This window comes from Geofilum rubicundum JCM 15548 (assembly GCF_000974365.1).
Lineage (GTDB): Bacteria > Bacteroidota > Bacteroidia > Bacteroidales > Marinilabiliaceae > Geofilum > Geofilum rubicundum.
Genome location: NZ_BAZW01000001.1, coordinates 127,892 through 149,608 on the forward strand (window position 1 = coordinate 127,892; position 21,717 = coordinate 149,608).

Genomic DNA, 21,717 nt, shown 5'->3' on the forward strand with positions numbered 1-21,717 from the left:
AGTTGGTTAATTGTTGTTTTGTTTGTCATAATAGTAATTACATATTGCGCTTTCTTTGGTATAGCCCTAACTTGCGCCCTAAATACGGGTGGATATGGGTGTATATGTGTTGTTTCTTTTTCTGATTCTTTGTCTGGAAACCCGGTCACAGAAAGTGACACATGAACCCGTTTACTCCCGAATGGCCGGTGCTGCCAGAAGCATATCCATTGATGACGGACTGTCACAGAATCTCACATCCTGCATCCTTCAGGATCAATATGGATTCATTTGGGTGGGCACCAAGGATGGTTTAAATATGTATGATGGCTATTCTTTTCGCATCTTCCAGCATGTTCCTTTTGAATCAAATACTCTGTCGGATAGTTATATTACAGACATTCATGAAGATGACGCCGGACGGATCTGGGTAGGAACGTTTAGCGGAGGCTTGAATCTTTTGGATCGAACATCGGGCCGTTTCAGGGTATTTCAGCATGACGAAGCCGATGAAAACAGTTTGAGTCATAACCATATAAAAACCATACTCCATGATGCATCCGGGAATCTGTGGGTAGGAACCTACGGGGGTGGATTGAATAAAATACTGCTTTCATCATTTGATGGGGATCTGTTTGGGGGAGAGGTTCCGGAAATACACAGATTTAATGCCCCCGCCGTTTTTCCTGAAAAGGATGCCCGCATCAATGCCCTGACACTTGATGGTGAAAATAGGTTGTGGGTGGGAACTTACAATGGAATATATACACGGGCTGTTGATGCGCAGGAAGAGGTGTTTCGACGCGTTTATTGTAGCAGTGAGAAAAGAAAAGCCCCGGCCTTTGCCCCGGAAAGGGAACAACTGGGTGGCCGGGTGATTTTGGAGACGCCCGGTGGTCAAATATGGATGGGCAATGCCAGGGGCTTATATGGCTATGATGAGGGAACAGAAATGTTTTTTCCTTTCGCCAATTCAGATGGGAAGGTGATAACCGGACAAATTCTGTCAGCCGTTTCCTATTCACCATTCGGTTCTGAAGAGATTTGGATGACTGGTCCCGAAGGTTTGACCATCCTTGCCCTGGAAAACGGAAGGGTCATTTTTTTACCAACCAGTCAAGTGGTCGGTCGTGATAGCCCCAGTGGCGTAATACATACTTTAATCATAGATGAAGGCGGGTCCCTGTGGTTCGGAACCAATGGGATGGGTTTGTATGTCTATAATCCCTATACCATTAAATTCGACTATCCGAATGATCAAATGATGGACAAGAGTGGGGTCAATGAATCTTTGCGTAATGTGAGCATACGCGCCATATGTGAAAGTAGCCGGCATAAAAACTATTTATGGATCGGCTCCAATTCCGGGCTGTTTAAAGTAGACCGCTTAGCTGGCACTTATGTGCCAGTTTCGTTTTCCGGAAATGAACCATTGAAAGAAACTTTGTTTTATTCAATGGTGGAAGGAACCGAAGGGGAGCTGTGGCTGGGGACAGGAGAAGGTCTTGTCAGGTATGATATTGAAAAGGAGACCCATTTTCTTTTTGAGACCAAGCTGGTAGATGCCAACCATCAAATAGATCCCAGGGTGTGCAAAGTGTTTCTTTCCCAAGATGAAGTATGGGTGGTTACGCCCTATACCCTCGCGCGACTGAATCAAACAACCGGGGAGTTTGAACATTTTACCTATAATGATGCGCCTTTTGATCGGTTGGCAGAAGCCGTTTTTCCTTTTGTTTATGAAGATGCTGCGGGAGACTTCTGGCTGGGTGCCAGTAATGGACTGCATCGTTTTAATAAACGTTCAGGAGAATTTTTTACCTGGTCTCACAATAGCCACGATGACACATCCCTTCCGGTAAATGATGTAAGGGCGATTGTTCCGGATGATCAGCATCCTGAAAAATATTTGTGGTTGGCCACTGCGGGAGGAGGACTCTGTCGTTTTGACAGGGAAACACATCATTTTTCGAACTATAGAAAAAAGGAGGGACTACCCAACAATATGGTTTATGGAATTCTGAGTGATGACCACGGTGGTTTATGGTTGAGCACCAACCGGGGGTTATCTCATTTCAATGCTTTAGATGAATCGTTTACCAATTATACGGTGGTGGATGGTTTGCAGAGCGATGAGTTCAATAGTGGTGCATTTTACAAAAGTCCGGACGGCGAATTTTTTTTTGGAGGAATAAAAGGGTATAATTCTTTTTTTCCCGAGACCATTCAACAAAAAACTTATCAACCTCCTGTTCTTTTTACTTCTTTCAGGGTCAGTTCCTCCTCTGAAACTAACGAACTGTTAGCCTTGGGAAACAAACCCACTGATAGGGAGGGTATACAACTCAGGCACCATCAAAATGACATTTCGGTGGAGTTTTCTGCGCTGGACTATGCGGTTCCCCGGAATATCAGGTATGCTTATACTTTAAATGCGGGTCAGGACCATTGGATTTATCTCAATCAATCACGAAATGTCACATTTACCAATTTAAAGCCCGGGAAGTATCATTTGAGGGTTCGCGGAACCAATAGCGATGGCATCTGGAGCCAACAGGTAGCTTCACTGTTTTTTGTGATTCAATCGCCTTGGTGGAACAGTGCCTGGGTATATGTTGTATTGGGCTATCTTTTGTTGTTTCTGGTCTTTGTTATCAGGCGGTATGAGCTTTCTCGCATTAAGCTTAAAAACCGGGTGGAACTGGCAGCTGTTGAAACCAATAAGTTAAAGGAACTTCACCAGATGAAGTCCCGGTTTTTTGCCAACATCAGTCATGAATTGCGGACCCCTCTGACGCTGATAAAGGGGCCTGTGCAAGAAATGATGGAAGACGCCGGAAATCCGGAATTGAAGAAGGGACTAAAAATGGTGTATGCCAACACAAAAAAACTGTTGTATCAAATCAATCAACTGCTGGATTTGTCCCGATTGGAAAGTGGCGATTACAAGGTAAGGGTGAGTACCGGAAATGTCGCGGAACTGTTGAGCGGATTGACCATGGGCTTTGCTTCAATGGCCAGTCAAAAGGGCATTACCCTTATTTGCGATGTGGGTGCTTTAGATAATAAGGCCGAATGGCATAATAACTTTTTTTTCGATCGGGATATTGTAGAGCGGATAATGAATAATTTACTCGTTAACGCCTTGAAATTTACCGACGATAAAGGATTTGTAAGAGTGGCACTGAAAGTTTTTTCAGAAACGGAAGAGGGCGGGTCGATAAATATATCTGTTGAAGACAGTGGAGTCGGAATTCCTGCAGATCAAATACCCTATATCTACGACCGCTTCTATCAGGCCAATGATACCTTTAATCCATCTTCTGAGGGGTATGGGATTGGCTTATCGTATGTTAAGGAGCTGGTAAAAATGCATAAGGGAAGAATCACCGTAAAGAGTGAGGTTGGAAAAGGCACGCTTTTCCAATTGTATCTTCCAATAGGCAGATATTATTACTCCAAAGAGCAGATTGTTGAAAAATCTCTTTTTACGGATAAGCCGCTGGATGAGGGTTTTTGGTTGGATGAACCCTCAGGCTTAGAGGGCGCAAGAGATGACCAAGAAAAGGATAAAGCCCGGGTTCTGATTGTGGAGGATCATGCAGAGGTTCGGGTTTACCTGCAAAATTGTTTAAAAAAGGACTATTTGGTCATTCAGGCTGAATCTGCCTATAAAGGGATTTCGGAAGCTTTGGTCCATATTCCGGATTTGATTATCAGCGATGTTATGATGCCAGGCATGGATGGGGTGGAATACTGTAAAACCATTAAGACCAATGACAAAACCAGCCACATTCCTTTAATTTTGTTAACAGCCAAAGCAGCGGTCAGCGACCGGATCATGGGTTTGGAAAACGGTGCGGATGATTACCTGACCAAACCATTTAATCCCAAAGAGTTATTGATACGGGTCAAAAATCTGATTGAAAGCCGTCGTTTATTGCGTGAAAAATTCAACGTCCGAAGTCTGGTGCAACTTAAAGAAGTGGACGTGACCTCGCGCGATCGTTTTTTTATGGAAAAACTATTGCGCGTTGTAGAGGAAAATTTAGGCAATGAACATTTTTCGGTTAAAGATCTGGCTTTAGAAGCAGGTATGAGTCAGTCTCAAATACACCGCAAATTAAAAGCCGTCGTCAACCAGTCGGCCAACCAGTTTATTCGTTCGGTACGAATGCACCGGGCCAAAGAACTTCTTGAAAAAGATGGCGGAAATATTTCTGAAATCGCCTATTTGGTGGGTTATTCTGATCCCGGCTACTTTACAAAAACTTTTCGTGCTTTTTTTGACGTTCTTCCCTCGGAGGTAAGCAAGGTTTAGGAGTTGGGTTGCATGTGTCTTATTGTTAGCAGCTTGTCTTGTTTTGACGAGGTTGTTCCTAATTCTTATGACAGATTTTTACTGATTTTTGACAGGTTTTTCCTGAAGAAAAGGTCTTTGTCAGCCTTAGCTTTGCTTCATATTTATTTTTAATTCCATCCAAAACTAAAAATTAAGAAAAATGAAAAAGGCATTCTTTTTTACCATGGCCTTGTGCTTAACTGTAGGGCTAAGTCAGGCACAAGACAAAGACAGCAGCATTCCATTAATTGGGTCTAAGGCACCATCCTTTAAGGCGTCAACGACCCAGGGCGAACTAAATTTTCCAAAGGATTATGGCGATAGCTGGAAAATTCTTTTCTCTCATCCGAAGGATTTTACGCCGGTCTGTTCCTCCGAATTACTTGAGATGGCCTACCAGCAGGAGGCTTTTAATGATTTGAATGCAAAATTTGTAGTGATTTCAACGGATAACCTGGACTCACACAACCATTGGAAAGCCGCTTTAGAGGAGGTTGATTTTAAAAACCGGGGGGCGGTGAAAATTGATTTTCCCCTTGTGGATGATCACCAATACAAAGTGTCGAGCACTTATGGAATGATACATTCTGAAGTGAGCATTGAACAAAACATCCGGGGCGTTTTTTTTATTGATCCCGAGAACATTGTGAGGGCTATTTACTTTTATCCCATGGAAGTAGGCAGAAATATGGATGAATTGAAAAGGACTTTAATCGCCTTGCAAAAGACATCTGGTAGCAACACTGCCTTAACACCTGCCAATTGGAATCCGGGGGATGATCTGATGGTATCCTCATTAACAGATGAGGAAACCGCTCTTCTGAATGAGCCTGAGTCGGATCTCTACCAAATATCCTGGTTTATGACCTATATGCGGGATCAGGAATAGTATTTTAAGGTGAGATCATGAATAACCCGGTGTGGCTGACGCTCAGTTCACCGGGTTTATGCTATTTATCATTTCTGGTCCGTTTAAAATGGCCTGGTAGCGGCATATTTTAAGAAAAATTAAAAGACTTATAGGTCAACATTAAGTCATGCCCATTGTTTTACCTACCAGACAAGAGCGTCTTTAATCAGGTAAAACAACAATTATGGCATCAAAATTTAATAAGTACAGTCGGACCATCACCCAGGATGATAGCTTGCCTGCTGCCCAGGCCATGCTTTATGCCATTGGGATGGATGAGAACGATCAGAAGAAGGCCCAGGTGGGTATTGTGAGCACCGGATTTCAGGGAAATCCCTGTAACATGCACCTGAACGATTTGGCCACCGCCGTTAAAAAGGAAGTCGATGTGCAGGAGGATTTGTACGGACTTATTTTTCATACCATAGGGGTGAGTGATGGTATCACCAATGGCACTACCGGCATGATGTATTCCCTGCTCGCGGGAGTTGATCGCCGATTCAATTGAGGCTGTAGTGAGTGCCCAGTTTTATGATGCTGTTATTCCTATTGTGGGTTGTGATAAAAATATGCCGGGGCCATGATTGCCCTGGGGCGACTGAACCGTCCGGCCATTCTGATGTATGGTGGTACCGTAAAAAAAGGCAAGTGGAAAGATCAGGATCTGAACATCGTGTCGGCCTTTGAGGCTTATGGGGAACGGATGCGTGGAAATATATCGGACTTTGACTACAAGGGCATTATCAAGCACAGTATTCCCGGAGCCGGGGCCTGCGGCGGTATGTACACGGCCAATTCAATGGCTGCAGCCATTGAATGCATGGGCATGAGTCTGCCCTATACCTCCTCCAACCCCGCTGTGAGTCCGCAAAAACAAAGCGAGGCAGAGCGGATGGCCAAAGCCATTCAGCTGGTGCTGGAAAAAGACATTAAGCCGCGGGATATCATGACGCGTGCGGCCTTCGAGAATGCCATCACCCTGATTATGGCCTTGGGTGGATCCACCAATGTGGTGATCCATTTGATTGCCATGGCCAAGTCGGTGGGCGTGCCCTTAAATATTGATGACTTCCAGACCATCAGCGACAGGGTGCCGTTTTTGGCCGACTTAAAACCCAGTGGTCGCTTTTTGATGGAGGATCTGCACGACATTGGCGGCATACCTGCCGTTATGAAGTATTTGTTGAACGAGGGATTACTGGATGGCAGCTGCATGACCGTGACGGGCAAAACCGTGGCCGAAAATTTGGCCGAGGTGCCGGACTTGCCACAGGGACAATCCATCATCCGGTCGGTGAAGCAGCCTTTAAAAAAGACCGGTCACCTGCAAATTCTCTATGGTAATCTGGCCGAACAGGGCGCGGTGGCCAAAATTACCGGCAAAGAAGGGGAGCTGTTCAAAGGTCCCGCCCGTGTATTTGAAGATGAATATTCTGCCATAAAGGGCATCCAGTCGGAAGTCCAGCCCGGCGAAGTCATCGTGATTCGCAACAGCGGTCCCAAAGGCGGCCCCGGAATGCCGGAAATGCTGAAGCCTACCGGAGCCGTGATGGGGGCCGGTCTGGGCAAGGATGTGGCCTTGATAACGGATGGCCGCTTTTCGGGAGGATCGCACGGTTTTGTGGTGGGACACATAACCCCGGAGGCCTACGAAGGTGGTTTGATAGGGGTGGTACAAAACGGGGACATCATTACCATTGACATCACAAAAAACCGGATTGATGTGGCCATCGATGCAGCAGAAATTGAAAGGCGCAGGAAGAATTGGGTGCGGCCCGAAGGGAAGGAGCTGATTGGAGTGCTGAAAAAGTTTCGGAGTATGGTGGCGCCTGCTTCTGAAGGCTGTGTCACAGATTAACTTGTTAACTTGTTAACTTGTTTGCTTTTGTTAGCAGATGCTAATGCAACTGTCCTATCTTAAACCATTTAATTTCAATTTAATATTTTTTTTTGTGCTCGAGCCGCACGGGCTTTTCCTTTTTACTCGGGAAGGCTTTATAAATATTCGCCCTCATGATTTCGCTACGCTCAATTGAGCTACAGCCCCAAAAAGGAAACAAAAATGGCCGCCACTGCAAGAAATTTTCTAAAAACCAATTTGATTCTCTAAAATCCAGGAACTCGCTTCTCCCGCTGTGCGGGACTCCGTTCACTCTGTTCACTACGGCTCCCAAAAAAACAGCCCGGATTTTTTACGAAAATCAACTTGATTTTTTTCACGAAAATTTCTTAAGGTGGAAGGGAAGCCTTTAAAATATGCATATTACCTATTAATATAATGCTCGTTTAAGGTTTCAAATGATTAAACCGAACACATCTATAACTATTTAAAAATAATGTCTGAAAATAAAAAGCCCCGTGTGGTGGTTATCGGTGGTGGATTTGCCGGTATCCAGTTTGTGCGTCATCTTGACAAGTCCGTTTTTGATGTGTTGCTGATTGATAAAGTCAACCATCACCAGTTTCAGCCGCTGTTTTACCAGGTGGCTACTTCGCAGATTGAACCTGCGAGTATTTCCTTTCCGCTGCGTAATATTTTTCGGGGGAATATGAGTATTCAAATTCGCATGACCGAAGTGTCAAGCATTGATACGGCCGCGCAAAAAGTGCATACCGGCATTGGTGCCTTTGATTATGATTATCTGGTGGTGGCGGTGGGCTGCCAGACCAATTTTTTTGGCAATGACAACATTGCCAAAAATGTGTTTACCCTCAAATCGTCCTACGATGCCATCACCATCCGCAACCATATTTTAATGACTTTTGAGCGGACCATCACCGCCCAACCGGAAGATAAGGCCTTTTACCAAACGTTGGTGATTGTGGGGGCCGGACCAACAGGGGTGGAGTTGGCAGGGGCCTTTGCCGAAATTCGCAAGCAGGTGCTGCCCAAGGATTATCCGCGCATCGACTTTTCCAAGTTCACCATTTATCTGGTGGAGGGAAGTGCCGATACCTTGAGTAATATGAGTCCGACCGCCCGCGCCGCCTCCCGAAAATACCTGGAGAAGATGGGGGTTCAATTGCTGACGAAGACTTTTGTGAAGGATTATGACGGTGAGCGCTTGCATTTGAGCAATGGCACCACCATTAAAGCCAAAACGGTGATTTGGGCAGCCGGAGTTACGGGCAACCGCATTGAGGGCTTGCCGGCTGAGGTAGAGGGCCCTGGCAATCGCATCCGGGTGGATCGCTTCAATAAGGTGGACGGTCTGGACAATGTTTTTGCCGTGGGGGATATCGCTTACATGGAAACCCCCAGATATCCCAGAGGCCATCCGCAGGTGGCCAATGTGGCCATCAATCAGGCCAAATTGCTGGCATCTAATTTTTCGCAAAAGCGGCTTGGAAAGGCCTTGAAAGAGTATACCTATAAAGATTTAGGTTCGATGGCTACCATCGGTCGCAACAAGGCAGTGGTGGATTTGCCCATTCTGAAGTTTAAGGGCTACGCCGCCTGGCTGGTCTGGATGTTTCTGCACCTGATGCTGATACTGAGTGTGCGCAATCGGTTGGTAATTTTTATTAACTGGGCCTGGCTTTATGTGACCAAGAATACTTCTTTGCGGTTAATACTGGTGCCGGAAAGCAAAATCAAGACCTAAAAGCCCCATTACCGACCTTTAGTCATGTTAAGGCAGCTGCCCCATTTCATGGATACATACATTGGATAGCCTATGCATACAGACAATATCTTTAATTTCGAATATTCTTACCTGTCGCTGCCAGATAGGTTTTACAGTTTGGTTCATCCAACAGTCGCAGGCCAATCTGAAATGGTTTTGAAGAATGCTGCTTTGTTGAAAGAATTGGGCATTCCGACCGACCAGACTACCCGCCTTTTAGCGGTCTTGTCGGGTAACGAAGTGCCTTCCAACAGCACCCCTTTTGCTCAGGCCTACGCCGGCCATCAATTTGGCCATTTCACCATGTTGGGCGATGGCAGAGCGATTATTCTGGGTGAGCATAAGACGGCCGATTTCAAACGTTACGACATTCAGCTCAAGGGAAGCGGACCAACGCCCTATTCCCGAAGTGGAGATGGAAGGGGCACTTTAAAATCCATGCTCAGAGAATATTTGATGAGCGAAGCCATGTACCATTTGAGAATCCCCACTTCCAGAAGTCTGGCGGTGGTTAAAACAAAAGGGCCGGTTTACAGGGAAAGCATTCACCCCGGCGCGGTTCTCACCCGCCTGATGGAGAGCCATATCCGAATTGGCACTTTTGAATATGCCAGCTATTTCGGAGGGACGGATGATTTAAAGGCGCTGGTCAATTATAGCATCCAAAGGTTGTTTCCGGAAATAGGGCAGGACGAGAATCCTGTCTTGAGCTTGCTCCAAAAGGTCATGGATCTTCAGATAGATTTGGTGGTTAATTGGATGCGTGTGGGCTTTATTCACGGGGTAATGAATACCGATAATGTCGCCATCAGTGGCGAGACCTTTGATTATGGTCCCTGTGCCTTTATGAATGCCTACCATCCGGAAACGGTTTTCAGCTCCATAGATGCCCACGGAAGGTATGCCTTTGCGAACCAGCCGGGCATTATTAAGTGGAACCTGGCCCGATTGGCAGAGGCGCTTTTGCCCCTCCTGCACAAGGAGGCCGATAAGGCCCTGGTTATGGCTCAGCAAGCCATTGAGCAATTTGATGAGCACTGGAAGGACAGATACTACCGCACCATGCTCCATAAATTGGGCATCGAAAACAGAACCACCGAAGATGAGGGCTTGGTCGATGAATTGTTGGAATTAATGAAAGTGCTTAAACTCGATTATACCAATACCTTTTCTGCCCTGTCACGGGGTGCTGAAGGGACCGTTAATCCCCAGGATCATCCTGCGCTGAAGCCCTGGCTTGAAAAGTGGCAGATCAGCGTTTCTAAAAACAGCCAGGGTTTGGATACAGCCAAAAGTATCATGAAAGCCTATAACCCTGTTTTTATTCCCCGAAATCATCTGGTGGAAGAAGCATTGGACGCAGCAACTGCAGGAGACTTAAGCCTGATCGAAAGAATGCTGCACATCCTGGCAACACCTTATGAGGATCAAGCGAACTGTGAGAACTATAAAACACCTCCGGAGTCGGATTTTGAAGCGAACTACCAAACGTTTTGTGGCACCTGATGCTGGTTTTGTCGCTTTGTAACTAACTGGTGGTTTATATTTTTGCCGAACCTGGTTTTATGCCACTTTAATGCCTTTGAATGGGCTTAATTTTAGCTGCACAGAACGAGTGACAACAGGGTAAGAATGAGCATCAAAAGGGTGGTTTTGTGATTGATGGCGCAGGCCTTTTGTAGATCTTTTATGGTGAGTTCACGCACTGCTTGTCCGATATAGGGCTTTTTCACCAATTTTCCGTGATATACATTGGGGCCACCAAAGCGACAGCTGAGGATGCCCGCCAGGGCAGACTCGGGGTAACCGGCATTGGGACTGGCATGTTGGTGTCCGTACTTAAAGATAAAACGCAAGCCCCGACCACTCATCGATACAACAATCATCAAAAGGGCGGTCAGTCGGGCCGGCACAAAATTGGCCACATCATCCAGCCTGGCTGCAAAGCGACCAAAGTGCCGGTAGCGATCACTTTTATAGCCAATCATGGAGTCGAGCGTGTTGATCATTTTATAGGCAAACATGAGGGGCAGACCACCCAGGAGATAGTAGAACAGCGGGGCGATTACGCCGTCACTCAGATTTTCAGAAAGCGTTTCCAAAACAGCTGTCCGTATTTGTGTAGGGGTGAGTTGCGAGGTGTCGCGCCCCACAATGCAGGAGAGCTGTCGACGCCCCGCCTCGGTTCCCTCCTGTGTCAGTGCTCCTTCCACTTTTTGGGCTTCATCGATGAGGTTGCGGTTGGCCAGTCCCCAAAACACCATGATAATGGCCACAGGGTAGAAGAGGTAGGTGCTGTGGGCTAGGACTTGGAATAAAAAGTGGAGCCCCGTCCATACCGCCGTTACCAGCACGATGGTCATCAAAGCCCCTGTGAACAAGCGCCTGCTGCCTTTGTTGAGCAAGTGCTCACCGCGACTGATCAGCTTACCGAACAGCTTGACCGGATGGGGCCACTGGTAGGGGTCGCCGAACAGCAGGTCCAGTAAATAGCCCGCGATCAGGGGCAGAGTTTGGATCAGCAGACTTGTCCTATCCATGATTGAATGGCTGAAATGAGTTGGTTGTTTTGGTCGGGTTGAAGCACGGCCAGACGAAAATGTTGTGGGCTTAAGGAGCGGAAGTTGGCTGCATCCCGGATTAAAAAACCATGGTTCTGCAGCAGGTAGCGCTTTAAGTCGGCCGCATCGCCGACCTTCGTTTTCACCAAAAAATAGTTGCAGTCCGATGGGGTGACTTGTAATTGCGGTAGTTTACTCAAAATATTCTGAACCCGTTGGGATTCTTTAAGAATGGCCGCCGTGTCGGGCAGTAAATCCTTGTAATGCGTCATGATAAAGCCAATGGCGGCTTGCGCCAAAGCGTTGACACTCCAGGGCATGCGCAGTTGGTTGATGGCTTGTGCTATTACGGGTGTAGCCACCAGGTAACCGGCCCGGAGGCCCGGCAGACCAAAATCCTTGGTCAACGAGCGCACCACGATCAGGTTGGGGGGCATGGATGTTTGGATGAGCGATTCGGTGGAGGGACAAAGATTGGCGTAAGATTCATCAACGACGAAATGGGTTTGGGGGTTTTGTGCACACAGGTCCTCAATGGCCGCGGGTTGCCAGGTACAGCCATCGGGGTTGTTGGGGTTGGCGAGCAGACCGCGTTGAAATCATCTGTGCGTCGGGATTTCAATTGCTGGTGCGACCAAAAAGTCAGGCGGTGCCGGTGGCAGCGGGCCGCATCTTCATACTCGGCAAAGGAAGGCGTGAGGATGAGGGAGGCCTGTTCCCTAAATAATTGCGCCACCAGATAGAAGGCTTCGGTAGAGCCATTGGTGGCGATTACCTGCACCGGGTCGATGACGTGGTGCCGGGCAATGGCCAGCGCAGCCCCTGCGGCATCTGACTCGGGGTAATTTTCGAGCAGGTGCAGCTGGTCGGCCAGGTATTCTTTTAAAGCCTCCGGCATGCCTCCGGGGACCACATTGGAGCTGAAATCCGCCTTTATCTCAAATCGCTGATGGTGTAAATCGTTGCCGTGACCGTGGAGCATGTTATATTTTTAAAGTAGCCTCGAAGATGGTCAGGGCCTGTCCCTTAATCCCGACCCTGTCGCCCATCAATTTCACTTTTAGTAGGCCGGAGCGGCGCGATACCTGATGGGAGATCATGTCTGTCTTTCCGGTTTTTTGGGCCCATAAGGGGGTGAGCGCACAATGGGCCGAACCGGTCACCGGATCTTCATTGATGCCTGAGGCAGGGGCGAAACAGCGGACCACAAAGTAGGCCTGTGCCGACTGGCTTTTAGCCGTTATCATCAGTTCACCCAGGCCATTGTTCACCATGGCTTCAAAGACGGGTTGGGCCTGGCGCACTTCTTCTTCCGTTTCTACTACGGCAATCACCCAGTTATCATCACTCGCCCAGATTTCAATGGGGGAAACGCTGGTCAGCGCCTTGAAATTTTCAGGGATATCCAGGCGTTTGAGCTGGTATTTGGGGAAGTTCATGCCTATCCAGTCGCCCTCCTTAACAATGGACAATTCAGCTTTCTGAGCTTTAAAACGAATGGTGGCGTTCTCAGCGACCATACCCGTTTCGTACAAAATATGGGCGGCCGATAAAGTGGCGTGTCCACATAGGGGGACTTCCACGGTTGGCGTGAAGTAACGAATTTTGAAGTGGTCGGCCTGTGGCTGGACAAAAGCCGTCTCCGACAAATTCATTTCCATCGCTATTAGTTGCATGCTTTCAGCAGAAAAGGTCTCATCCACTATCATGACTCCTGCCGGGTTGCCTTTGAAGGGACGATTGGTAAAGGCATCTACCTGAAAAATGGTTGTATTGATCATGGCTTTATGGCTTTAAAATTTCATAAATGTACGGCATATTTACTTTTTGGCGAATCAGGTCGGCCAGCTGATTGTAGCCTTTTTCCTTGATGTCGCGGTAGCTGACCGTGACGCGGATTTTTGGGTCAGTCAGCTGCAGGACGGACTCAATGACCGGGGCATTGTCGAAAATGCCATGAATGTAACTGCCCCAGGTGCGGTTGTTGAGGTAGCAACCATCGGTCTCTCCGGTGTTGAGTTTACAAAGCGGCTGCTCACTTTTGGTGTCGCCCATGTGTATTTCATAGCCGGCGCCCTGGATGGCCGGGTTGGCTTCAAAGGAAAAGTGGCATTGCTCCGTTTTTTTGTGGGTTCCCAGCACGGTGGATACTGGAAGAATGCCCAGTCCTTTAATATACGGCGTGCTACCTTCCATGCCATGGGGGTCCGAAATGTCCATCCCCATCATTTGATAGCCGCCGCAGATCCCGTACAGGGGTTTGTTTTGTTGGTGGTGCTGCAAAATGGCCTGTGCCATTGTGCTTTCCTGCAAATAGCGCATGTCGCCAATGGTGTTTTTTGACCCCGGAATTATCAGGATGGCGGCTTGCTCCACATCTCTTGGCTGTTTGGCATAAAAGAGATTCACTTCGGGAATGTGCTGCAGGGTGTCAAAATCTGTAAAGTTGGCCATGTGCTTCAAGAGTACCACGCCAATATTGATTTTGCCCGGTACCGGTTGGTTGTGGATGTGGTCCAGCACCACGGCATCTTCCTGCTCCACAAAGATGTCCCGAAAATAGGGAATGACCCCAATCACCGGCACACCGGTAATTTCCTCGATGATGCGGCGGCCATCGTCAAAGAGACTTTCGTCGCCCCTGAATTTATTGATGAGGATGCCCTTGATGAGCTTGCGGTATTTTGGTGGCAGCAACTGAATGCTGCCGTAAACCGCGGCGAAAACGCCGCCGCGGTCGATGTCCGCCACCAAAATAGTGGCCGCATTCACCGCTTCGGCCACCCGCAGGTTGGTGATGTCCCTGTCCCACAAATTCATTTCCGAAATGGAGCCGGCCCCTTCAATGACCATCGGGGCGTGTTTTTGGGCCAGAACGTGGTAGGATTTCATGGCTTCGGTAAAGAGGGCGTCGCGGTCGGTGCCGTTAAAGTATTCGCGGGCCGACTGGTTGCCCGAGGGCTTACCATTGAGCACTACCTGACTCATTTTTTCGCCGGTGGGTTTCAGCAGTACCGGATTCATCTCCACCGAACAGGGAATGCCGCAGGCTTCGGCCTGCACGGCTTGTGCGCGCCCAATTTCCAAGCCGTCCGCTGTGGCATAGCTGTTGAGCGACATGTTTTGTGCCTTGAAGGGAGCGGGTGTGTAGCCATCCTGCTTAAACAGGCGGCAAAAGGCGGTGTTGATGACCGATTTCCCTACGTCGGATCCGGTTCCGACAAACATGATGGGGCGCAGTTTTTTCATTTTCAGAGTGAAAATTATTGTTTCAATAATAATTGAACCATTTTTTACTGCCAAAACAACCCGTGTTATGGATGCCCATCCACTTCATTTTTTTACGAGAATTCCTTGAGGTGATGTGGTTGAGCTAAAAATGGCAGGGTGTTTCAGATCGTAATGAATGGCATTAAAAATGCAATTGAGAGATGTGGCCGTAAGGCACTTCTCTTTTGAAATAATCCGCTATGGGCAGCCCCTCCGCAAGACCATGAATGATTCTAATGGGGCCTCCATGGGCTACGATGAGCACATTATGCCGGGGGTGTTTGGTTTTCAGTTCCGCCATAAATTGGGCAATCCGATCGGTCATTTGTTGGAAGGATTCTCCCCCGGGCGGCGGCACATGGACGTAATCGTTGAAAAAGACAGCGGCTTCCGGCAAGATTTCAAGGTCCTTCCACAGTTGATTTTCCCAGTCACCAAAGTTAAGCTCTTTCAGTCGTTCGTCAAAAATCACTGGTCGCCCCCCCGCTATGGTATTGGCCAAAAGGGTGCAGCGTTGGAGGGGACTGGCATATAGAGCGTGAAATGCTTCATTCTTCAGTTGCTCTGCCAGTTGGACATGGATGGTTTCATAGCCCTGGGGCAGGGCCACATCGGTCTGACCGTAACACAGGCCTTCAGGAGCGCTGGTTTTAATATGCCGGATGAGGGTCAGATTCATAATCAATGGTTTAGGAAAATTGTATCGCAACCAGCACCAGATAAATAGCCACTTCCACGAGCTGTTGAAGAGCGCCCAGCACATCACCGCTATACCCGCCGGTCCGTTTCAGGATGTAGCCCGAAACAGCCAAAGTATCAGTGCCGAAGCCACCAGCATGCCGACCATTGATGGCCAGTCGAAAAACAGCAGGGGGACCAGGGCCGTGACCAAGGCAATAGCCACCGATGTTCTGGTGGTTTGGTTGCCAATGGGTTTGGCCTTACTCAGGGCATCCTCCGAATGTAAGGGGTGGTGTAAACCAACAGCACGGGGACAAAGCGGCTGATGATATGGGCAGTTATCATGACCAGAAAAATATGGGGCACGGATAAATAGCTTAATGCCATAAATTTGGTGGCCAGCATGGCTGTCAGTCCAATGGTGCCGTAAGTCCCCAATCGACTGTCCTTCATGATTTCCAGCACCTTTTCTTTGGTGAGCCCGCCCCCATAGCCATCGCAAAAATCAGCAAAGCCATCCTCATGAAAAGCGCCCGTCACAAAAATGGTGACCAGCATGCTCAGCAACAGTGCCAGCGGAAAAGGAAAGACCAGCAGACCCAGCCACAAGCTACCTGCACCGATGCCCCCAACAATGCCGCCCACCAGTGGAAAAAACCGCAGCGCTTTATTGAGCAACTCTTTGGAGTAGGGGAGAGTTGCCGGCACCGGAATGCGGGTGAAGAACATTAAGGCTGTTAAGAAGGTATGCATGGTTTATTGGTTTTTATTCCTTTGAGACGCCAGCGTCTTCAAAACTAGCCATTTCATTTAGAAAGGCCAAAGCACTTTGAATAACGGGCAGTGCCACGGCTGCACCGGTGCCTTCGCCCAGTCGCATGCCGAGCTGGAGAATAGGGTTGGCTTTGAGATGTTCTAATAGCAGGCGGTGACCTTTTTCTTCCGACTGGTGGCAAAACAAGGCATTGTCTAAAGTTGAAGCATCGAACTGACAGGCCGTCAGCAAGGCCGCAGTAGCAATGAAGCCATCAATCAGTAATATCATGCCTTGCGCTTTGGCTTCCAGCATGGCACCCACCATCATGGCAATTTCCAGTCCACCAAAAGTGGCCAGGGTTTCCAGGGGGGATTGCGGGTCATATTTTTCCGAGATTTCTTTGAGCACCTGTTGTTTATAGGTGAGTTGCTCACCATGCATGCCGGCGCCGGCTCCTGTGCAGGTCTCAATAGGCAGTCCGGTAAACCGGTGCATCAACAGTGAGGAGGGTGAGGTGTTACCGATGCCCATTTCGCCAAAGCCAATGGTGTTGCAGCCCTTGTCAGCTTCGGCTTTAACAAATTCGCGACCAGATGCCATCGCTTTTTCGCATTCTTCGAGGCTCATAGCCGGCTCTTGGCGCATGTTGCGTGATCCGCGGGCAATTTTGGCCGGAATGATGGGACTGTCGGCCGGAAAGTCATAGTCCACGCCCGCATCAATTACCTTCAATTGGATGTCATTCTGGCGGCAGAAGACGCTGATAGCGGCTCCGCCAGCCACAAAATTCATGGCCATTTGCCAGGTGACGTCCTTTGGGTAGGGACTGATTTTTTCATCGGCCAGACCATGGTCGGCCGCAAAGACCAATATTGTTGGTTGCTTAATGACAGGGGATAAGGTCTGCTGAATGAGGCCTACCTGCAGGGCAATTGCTTCGAGTTGCCCCAAAGCCCCTGTGGGCTTGGTTTTGTTGTCAATCTTGTGTTGTAGCTGGGTTCTCATGTGGATTAATAATATTGAATAGAAAGGAATGGATGATTTTACTGTCTTAGAAACAATAATAACAGTCTATTGTGATTTTTCGGGACAGTATTTGGTGTTTTAAAATTAAAGACAAAGGTGATAAGCTTGGGTTGTTTATTGTTTACTTCACTTTCAGTGGCAGTCCCGCCACCATTAACAGGACCTGATCAGATTTTTTGGCAATGTACTGGTTCATCCAGCCCTGCAAATCGGTAAACTTACGTGAGGCCTCGTCCTGCGCATGGATGCCCATGCCCAGTTCATTGGAGACCACAAACAATTGGTTGTTTTTTTGGATGAAATGGTCCCACTCGTTTTTGGCCACTTTCAGAGCGGCGTCCACATCGTAGTTGTTGTCATGAAAAATATTGGTCAGCCACAAAGTGATGCAATCCAGAAGAATGGTTTTGTTTTCCAGGTCCAGACTGCCCAGATGCTTTTCCTCTTCAACCGTTGTCCATTGCGGGCCCCGATCGTTCTGGTGCCGTTGTATGCGTTGGGTGAAATCCTCGTCCCAGTGTCGGGCCGTCGCCAGATACACGGGTTGGTCACTGGCGGCCTCCGCCAGCTGCTGTGCATAAGAACTTTTGCCGGAGCGTTGGCCCCCGGTAATGAAGGTAATGGCCATAGTTGCAAGTTTTAGGAAAATCCCGGGTGCTGTGCCGTTGCACAGTACCCAGGATCTATCGGACAGATAATCAAATCCAGATTAATCGAGGAATAGCGCCCAGTAGGGGGATATTCCTACAGTGATATCTTTTAGCGCATGTCCCTGCTCAGAAATTAGAAAACAATTCGGGAAGGGCCTATTCCCAATCCATCGCTGAGGGTTTGGGTAAGGACTCCATTTGTCGGATTGTAAATCTCAATGCTGCCGGATTTGTCCCACGCCGGAACAACAAATACATAGAGTTCTCCATTGTCGGGATGGACAGAGAAGCCGTAAAAATTTCCACTGTTCGCAATAAATGGCGCTTCAGGAAACGCTTCAGCATTTATTGGCATGGCAAAGACCCCTCGGCTATCGGCCGTATAAATTGTTTCTCCATCAGGACTGATGCCAATATGTGAAGGGTGATTTTGGTCACTTATTTTAATTTCCCGGACGATTTCCTTAGAAACTCCCGAAATCTTCGCCAAATAGGAGGGGGTTTCCTCAATCAATTCCCAGGTTGCGTTGTCATAAATAGTTGAACCGTAGCAAACCACCCAAATGTAATCTTCCTTATCCACAGCAAAGTGCTTTGGGCCGTCAGGGGTTTGAATGGTACTAACAACAGAATTGGTACCAGGATCAATCACTGATACGGTATTATCAGTGGAATAGCCTCCACTGTTGGCTACCCAAATCAAATCATTATGAACAAGAATGCCTTCTGTTCCCAGTCCTGTTTTAATGGTCTTTACAATCTCATGTCCCACAGGATTGATAACTACTACCTCACCGGTAGCTCCGCCCCATTGTGTTACATACAAATGGTCATTATGCTTTGCTATGAATCTGGGATTGTTTAAATTCTCAATATTGGTGACCCACTCAAATGTTTCTCTGTTGACAACTGAAACATGATTGGATGCGTTCAACACAAGAAAGGCCTCATTATTGGCTACTGTCATATCCATTAATACATCACCAAGTACGGCATCATTGCCATTGGCTGTTTTAAAGATATTGCCGCTTACGTTCTTGTTCTGCTTACTCAAAAAAGAAACGCTCGCGTTACTTTTACCCCAGGCACCTTCGTTGAGAATTATTGCGCCATCTTTGTAGGATGGCTTTGTGCTGTCGTTATCATCATCGTCGTTGCAGGCAACAAATACTGATGAAATCATCAATATTGTTAATATTCTGACTGACAAATTTTGTCCTTTGACAAATAGTGATCTAAAGTTTTTCATTTTTACTAATTTTATTTTTGACAATTAATATATAAACTAAAAGGGTGTATTGAATTTATCACTAGAATCGAATATTTAAGGATGCTTCATAATGACGTAATGGCATGGCATACCATGCCATTATTTGATATCGGGTATTCCAAACATTTCGGATTTTCAGACTTAATTCACTTTTTACCGGCAAGGCCGGTAGGTGAATGGTGGTAAATAAATCACCCAACAGATAAGGTTTTAAGCTGTTCTCGTAATCATAATACCTTTTTCCCGCGCCATTTAAGGAGAAGCCTGAAGTTACAAGCTTTCCGGACCAGGTGAATATTCCGTTCAATCGATGGCGCGGTGTATATATCATCTGCTTTCCATCATATACGTCATCTGTTTTTAACCGGGAATGGGTGTAGTTGTAATGGATCTTGGCACCTATGGCAGATTTACCAAGGGAAATCTGGTTGTTCCATCTTAATTCCACGCCCATTGACTTGCCACTTTTTTTGTTGGTGGGCATCCATATGGCATCTGAGCCCTGCAGCCATACAATCCAATCATCCACAAAAGTCACAAAACCGGTAGCCGAAAAATCAGAAGCGATACTTTCTTTTCGGAGTTTGTATTTGAGACTGGCATCTCCTGACCAGCCTGATTCAGGGCTCAGGTCAGGATTTCCCCTCGACCATGTATCTTCTTTCCAGTAAATATCATTGAATGTAGGAATGCGGTAATTCCGGGAAATGTTTCCCAATAGAGAAAGGGCGGAAGTCAGGGGCAGTTCGCCACCATAGGCGAATACGAATGGATGTATATTGCCGTCCGACATTTCATTCCGCGCGCTGATAACACTGGTCAGCCGTTTGTTAAAGCTCTGAAACTGGAAGAACGAAAAAGCTGCTAGCCGATCCCTGCTTTGGGTTTCTATGTATCCGTCTGACTTTCCGGATTCATTGGTAAAGTTAATTCCAACACTCCATATCTGACCATCGGTCAGATTAAATCTGGTTTCGATTTCGCTCACCAGTGATAAGGACTGGTTGTTGCCGCTGTTGGAGTGGATGGCTAAATCGATGTAATCCACTTCGTTCCAGATGACTCCCTGTTTGATGTTAAGCTGAAAAAACTCGGTGTAATATTTATAATTAAGGGTACCTGTTAGATTATTGTCGATCTGGTTTTGTTCATTTGGCCGACTGTTGGTCATCATTGTTTGGATATTTTTATCATAATGCTGATACCAAATACCGGTGGTGAGGAGTGAATTCCTTGTTGTTCTGATATGGTTTTCCTGAAGAAAGCCATATTGTTGATAATCGGCATTGGATTGTTTCTGTCGTTTATTATCAGGACGGGAAGTGTTGAAAAAATCAAAGTCGTTGTCACTTTCACCAGCAAAAACAGAGATTGTTCCAGCTGCCTTTTGGTTGCCGATCTTCGCTCCAAGCATAATATCCTTTTTACCAAAACTGCCAACTCCGGTATTGAGGTATCCGCCGTTTTTGTGGGTAAAGATATTCGAACCTGATAGATGCAGAACGCCTGCCATTGCCCCACTTCCGTAAAGCGTGCCTGCTCCTCCGTACTGCACTTTTACATCGCCCATAAAGGCAACGGGCATTACGGATAAATTAACGCCACTATTCATGGGGCTTTGAATGTTTATCCCGTTCCATATTACCGCGGTATGGGCACTTCCTCCTCCGCGCATGGAAACTGATGAGAGTCCACCGGGGCCGTAAGTTCTCAGGGCTAGCCCGGTTGATACTGACAATAAATCCGACAGAGAGGAGGATAGAAGCATTTTTGTTAAGGTGCTGTCAGGACTTTCAGTTACGGCGCCCACGGAATAAGCTTCCAGACGATTAGAACGCACTGTTACCTCATTCAGCATCACAGGGTTATCGCCCGAAATTGTCTGACCGTCAGCCACCACATATAGCAAGCTAAAACCAATTAGCAGGATTTGTCTTAAAAACATAGTTACAAATGATTAAAATTAGCTTTAACCATTCGCAACAAACGGATTATGTAAAAATAGAACGAAATGAACGAGTTCTATTCTTCGCTTTTCACCCGAAAGCTACGAACTGAATTTTTGGCAGGTCTTCTGGCTCGCTCCTGTTTTTGACGCCTTCCCATACGCGTTCAGCGCACAGTGGCAAAAGTGGTGTCAAAAACATTAATAGAACTTACAGCTGCGGGTACAGCTCCGGAATCTTCCTTTCGGAATCACCGGATTCCCTCTTCATTTAGTTCCGTGACAACGGGACTAAAACCAAATACGGATGCAAATGTAAGGCTTAATTTTTAAATCGGAAGAAATAGGGGCGTGTTTTTTAGTAACAGGATATGAACAGGCTCATCCATTAATTTATCCAGATCCTCAAAAAAATATCAGTTGGTTTGTATTAAAGAGAGGGTTAAATAAACGCAATATTGTTTCAAAGAGAGGGTTGTTTTTGAATGTGTTTGTATCATAGAGGGGGTAGTTTTTGCAGGGTTTCTAGAAAGGCTTTAATTATCTACAACTGATGCTATGTCTTGAAACAAAAGGACTTGTAAGGTGAACACAATAATTGTTGTTGGATAAACAACAAAACAGTTGGATACAAAAAAACGGTATGGGTCAGGCTGCCACATCCCTGCCGAAATAAAAGATGAAATTTTTATTCCATTTT

Annotated in this window: 17 protein-coding genes, 1 pseudogene and 1 riboswitch; of the genes and pseudogenes, 7 read left to right on the top strand and 11 right to left on the bottom strand. The window is 47.0% G+C overall.

The window, feature by feature from the left end; genetic code table 11:
• The first annotated feature begins 94 nt into the window (after window positions 1-94).
• The 6 genes and pseudogenes from JCM15548_RS00525 (at window position 95) to JCM15548_RS00550 (ending at window position 10,363) form a co-directional block, all read left to right on the top strand.
• The gene (locus JCM15548_RS00525; protein WP_062121970.1) at window positions 95-4,300 is read left to right on the top strand and encodes a hybrid sensor histidine kinase/response regulator transcription factor; all 4,206 of its coding nucleotides are present in this window, start codon (window positions 95-97) and stop codon (window positions 4,298-4,300) included.
• Window positions 4,301-4,481: 181 nt separating this feature from the next.
• The gene (locus JCM15548_RS00530) at window positions 4,482-5,210 is read left to right on the top strand and encodes a peroxiredoxin (RefSeq protein ID WP_062121971.1); all 729 of its coding nucleotides are present in this window, start codon (window positions 4,482-4,484) and stop codon (window positions 5,208-5,210) included.
• Between the two features lie 292 nt (window positions 5,211-5,502).
• Window positions 5,503-6,465, top strand: a pseudogene (locus JCM15548_RS26530) (dihydroxy-acid dehydratase domain-containing protein); the annotation flags it as partial.
• Window positions 6,445-7,089: a hypothetical protein gene (locus JCM15548_RS26535; RefSeq protein WP_439645436.1), complete on the top strand. Its 645-nt coding sequence runs from the start codon at window positions 6,445-6,447 to the stop codon at window positions 7,087-7,089. The pseudogene JCM15548_RS26530 and the gene JCM15548_RS26535, both read left to right, overlap by 21 nt.
• A 478-nt stretch (window positions 7,090-7,567) precedes the next feature.
• A complete protein-coding gene (locus JCM15548_RS00545) occupies window positions 7,568-8,836 on the top strand; it encodes an NAD(P)/FAD-dependent oxidoreductase (RefSeq protein WP_062121973.1) in 1,269 nt (422 codons plus the stop codon).
• Between the two features lie 72 nt (window positions 8,837-8,908).
• The gene (locus JCM15548_RS00550) at window positions 8,909-10,363 is read left to right on the top strand and encodes a protein adenylyltransferase SelO (protein ID WP_062121974.1); all 1,455 of its coding nucleotides are present in this window, start codon (window positions 8,909-8,911) and stop codon (window positions 10,361-10,363) included.
• A gap of 92 nt (window positions 10,364-10,455) precedes the next feature.
• On the opposite strand, the gene cbiB is transcribed toward JCM15548_RS00550, so the two are convergent.
• From cbiB to cobC, 6 genes are all read right to left on the bottom strand, one after another.
• Window positions 10,456-11,397 (bottom strand): adenosylcobinamide-phosphate synthase CbiB, encoded by a 942-nt coding sequence (gene cbiB / locus JCM15548_RS00555; RefSeq protein WP_062121975.1) that lies wholly within the window; start codon window positions 11,395-11,397, stop codon window positions 10,456-10,458.
• Entirely contained in the window at window positions 11,376-11,954 is a 579-nt protein-coding gene (locus JCM15548_RS00560; protein ID WP_227625308.1) for an aminotransferase class I/II-fold pyridoxal phosphate-dependent enzyme, read from the bottom strand. Before JCM15548_RS00560 ends, cbiB begins: the two co-directional genes overlap by 22 nt.
• Window positions 11,840-12,400, bottom strand: a complete 561-nt coding sequence (locus JCM15548_RS22410; protein WP_062121977.1) for an aminotransferase class I/II-fold pyridoxal phosphate-dependent enzyme — start codon at window positions 12,398-12,400, stop codon at window positions 11,840-11,842. The genes JCM15548_RS00560 and JCM15548_RS22410 overlap by 115 nt, the downstream gene beginning before the upstream one ends.
• 1 nt (window position 12,401) lies before the next feature.
• On the bottom strand, window positions 12,402-13,199 hold the full coding sequence (locus JCM15548_RS00570; protein ID WP_062121978.1) for a PhzF family phenazine biosynthesis protein: 798 nt from the start codon (window positions 13,197-13,199) through the stop codon (window positions 12,402-12,404).
• Between the two features lie 4 nt (window positions 13,200-13,203).
• Window positions 13,204-14,667 carry a cobyric acid synthase gene (locus JCM15548_RS00575; protein ID WP_062122103.1) on the bottom strand — a complete coding sequence of 488 codons (1,464 nt, stop codon included), beginning with the start codon at window positions 14,665-14,667 and terminating at the stop codon, window positions 13,204-13,206.
• A 163-nt stretch (window positions 14,668-14,830) separates the two neighbouring features.
• A complete protein-coding gene (cobC, locus tag JCM15548_RS00580) occupies window positions 14,831-15,367 on the bottom strand; it encodes an alpha-ribazole phosphatase (RefSeq protein WP_062121979.1) in 537 nt (178 codons plus the stop codon).
• On the opposite strand from cobC, the gene JCM15548_RS26540 reads away from it, so the two are divergent.
• Window positions 15,351-15,695 carry a hypothetical protein gene (locus JCM15548_RS26540; RefSeq protein WP_262486825.1) on the top strand — a complete coding sequence of 115 codons (345 nt, stop codon included), beginning with the start codon at window positions 15,351-15,353 and terminating at the stop codon, window positions 15,693-15,695. The genes cobC and JCM15548_RS26540 overlap by 17 nt on opposite strands.
• On the opposite strand, the gene JCM15548_RS00585 is transcribed toward JCM15548_RS26540, so the two are convergent.
• The 5 genes from JCM15548_RS00585 to JCM15548_RS00605 all read right to left on the bottom strand — a co-directional run bounded on the left by JCM15548_RS00585 (window position 15,634) and on the right by JCM15548_RS00605 (window position 21,017).
• Window positions 15,634-16,122, bottom strand: a complete 489-nt coding sequence (locus tag JCM15548_RS00585; protein WP_062121980.1) for an adenosylcobinamide-GDP ribazoletransferase — start codon at window positions 16,120-16,122, stop codon at window positions 15,634-15,636. The genes JCM15548_RS26540 and JCM15548_RS00585 overlap by 62 nt on opposite strands.
• Window positions 16,123-16,135: 13 nt before the next feature.
• Window positions 16,136-17,131 (bottom strand): nicotinate-nucleotide--dimethylbenzimidazole phosphoribosyltransferase, encoded by a 996-nt coding sequence (gene cobT / locus JCM15548_RS00590; RefSeq protein WP_062121981.1) that lies wholly within the window; start codon window positions 17,129-17,131, stop codon window positions 16,136-16,138.
• 142 nt (window positions 17,132-17,273) lie between these two features.
• A complete protein-coding gene (cobU, locus tag JCM15548_RS00595) occupies window positions 17,274-17,780 on the bottom strand; it encodes a bifunctional adenosylcobinamide kinase/adenosylcobinamide-phosphate guanylyltransferase (protein WP_062121982.1) in 507 nt (168 codons plus the stop codon).
• A 155-nt stretch (window positions 17,781-17,935) separates the two neighbouring features.
• Window positions 17,936-19,051, bottom strand: a complete 1,116-nt coding sequence (locus JCM15548_RS00600; protein WP_062121983.1) for a DUF5074 domain-containing protein — start codon at window positions 19,049-19,051, stop codon at window positions 17,936-17,938.
• A 61-nt stretch (window positions 19,052-19,112) separates the two neighbouring features.
• Window positions 19,113-21,017 carry a TonB-dependent receptor gene (locus JCM15548_RS00605; protein WP_062121984.1) on the bottom strand — a complete coding sequence of 635 codons (1,905 nt, stop codon included), beginning with the start codon at window positions 21,015-21,017 and terminating at the stop codon, window positions 19,113-19,115.
• A 102-nt stretch (window positions 21,018-21,119) separates the two neighbouring features.
• A riboswitch (cobalamin riboswitch) is annotated at window positions 21,120-21,334 on the bottom strand.
• Window positions 21,335-21,717 lie beyond the last annotated feature (383 nt).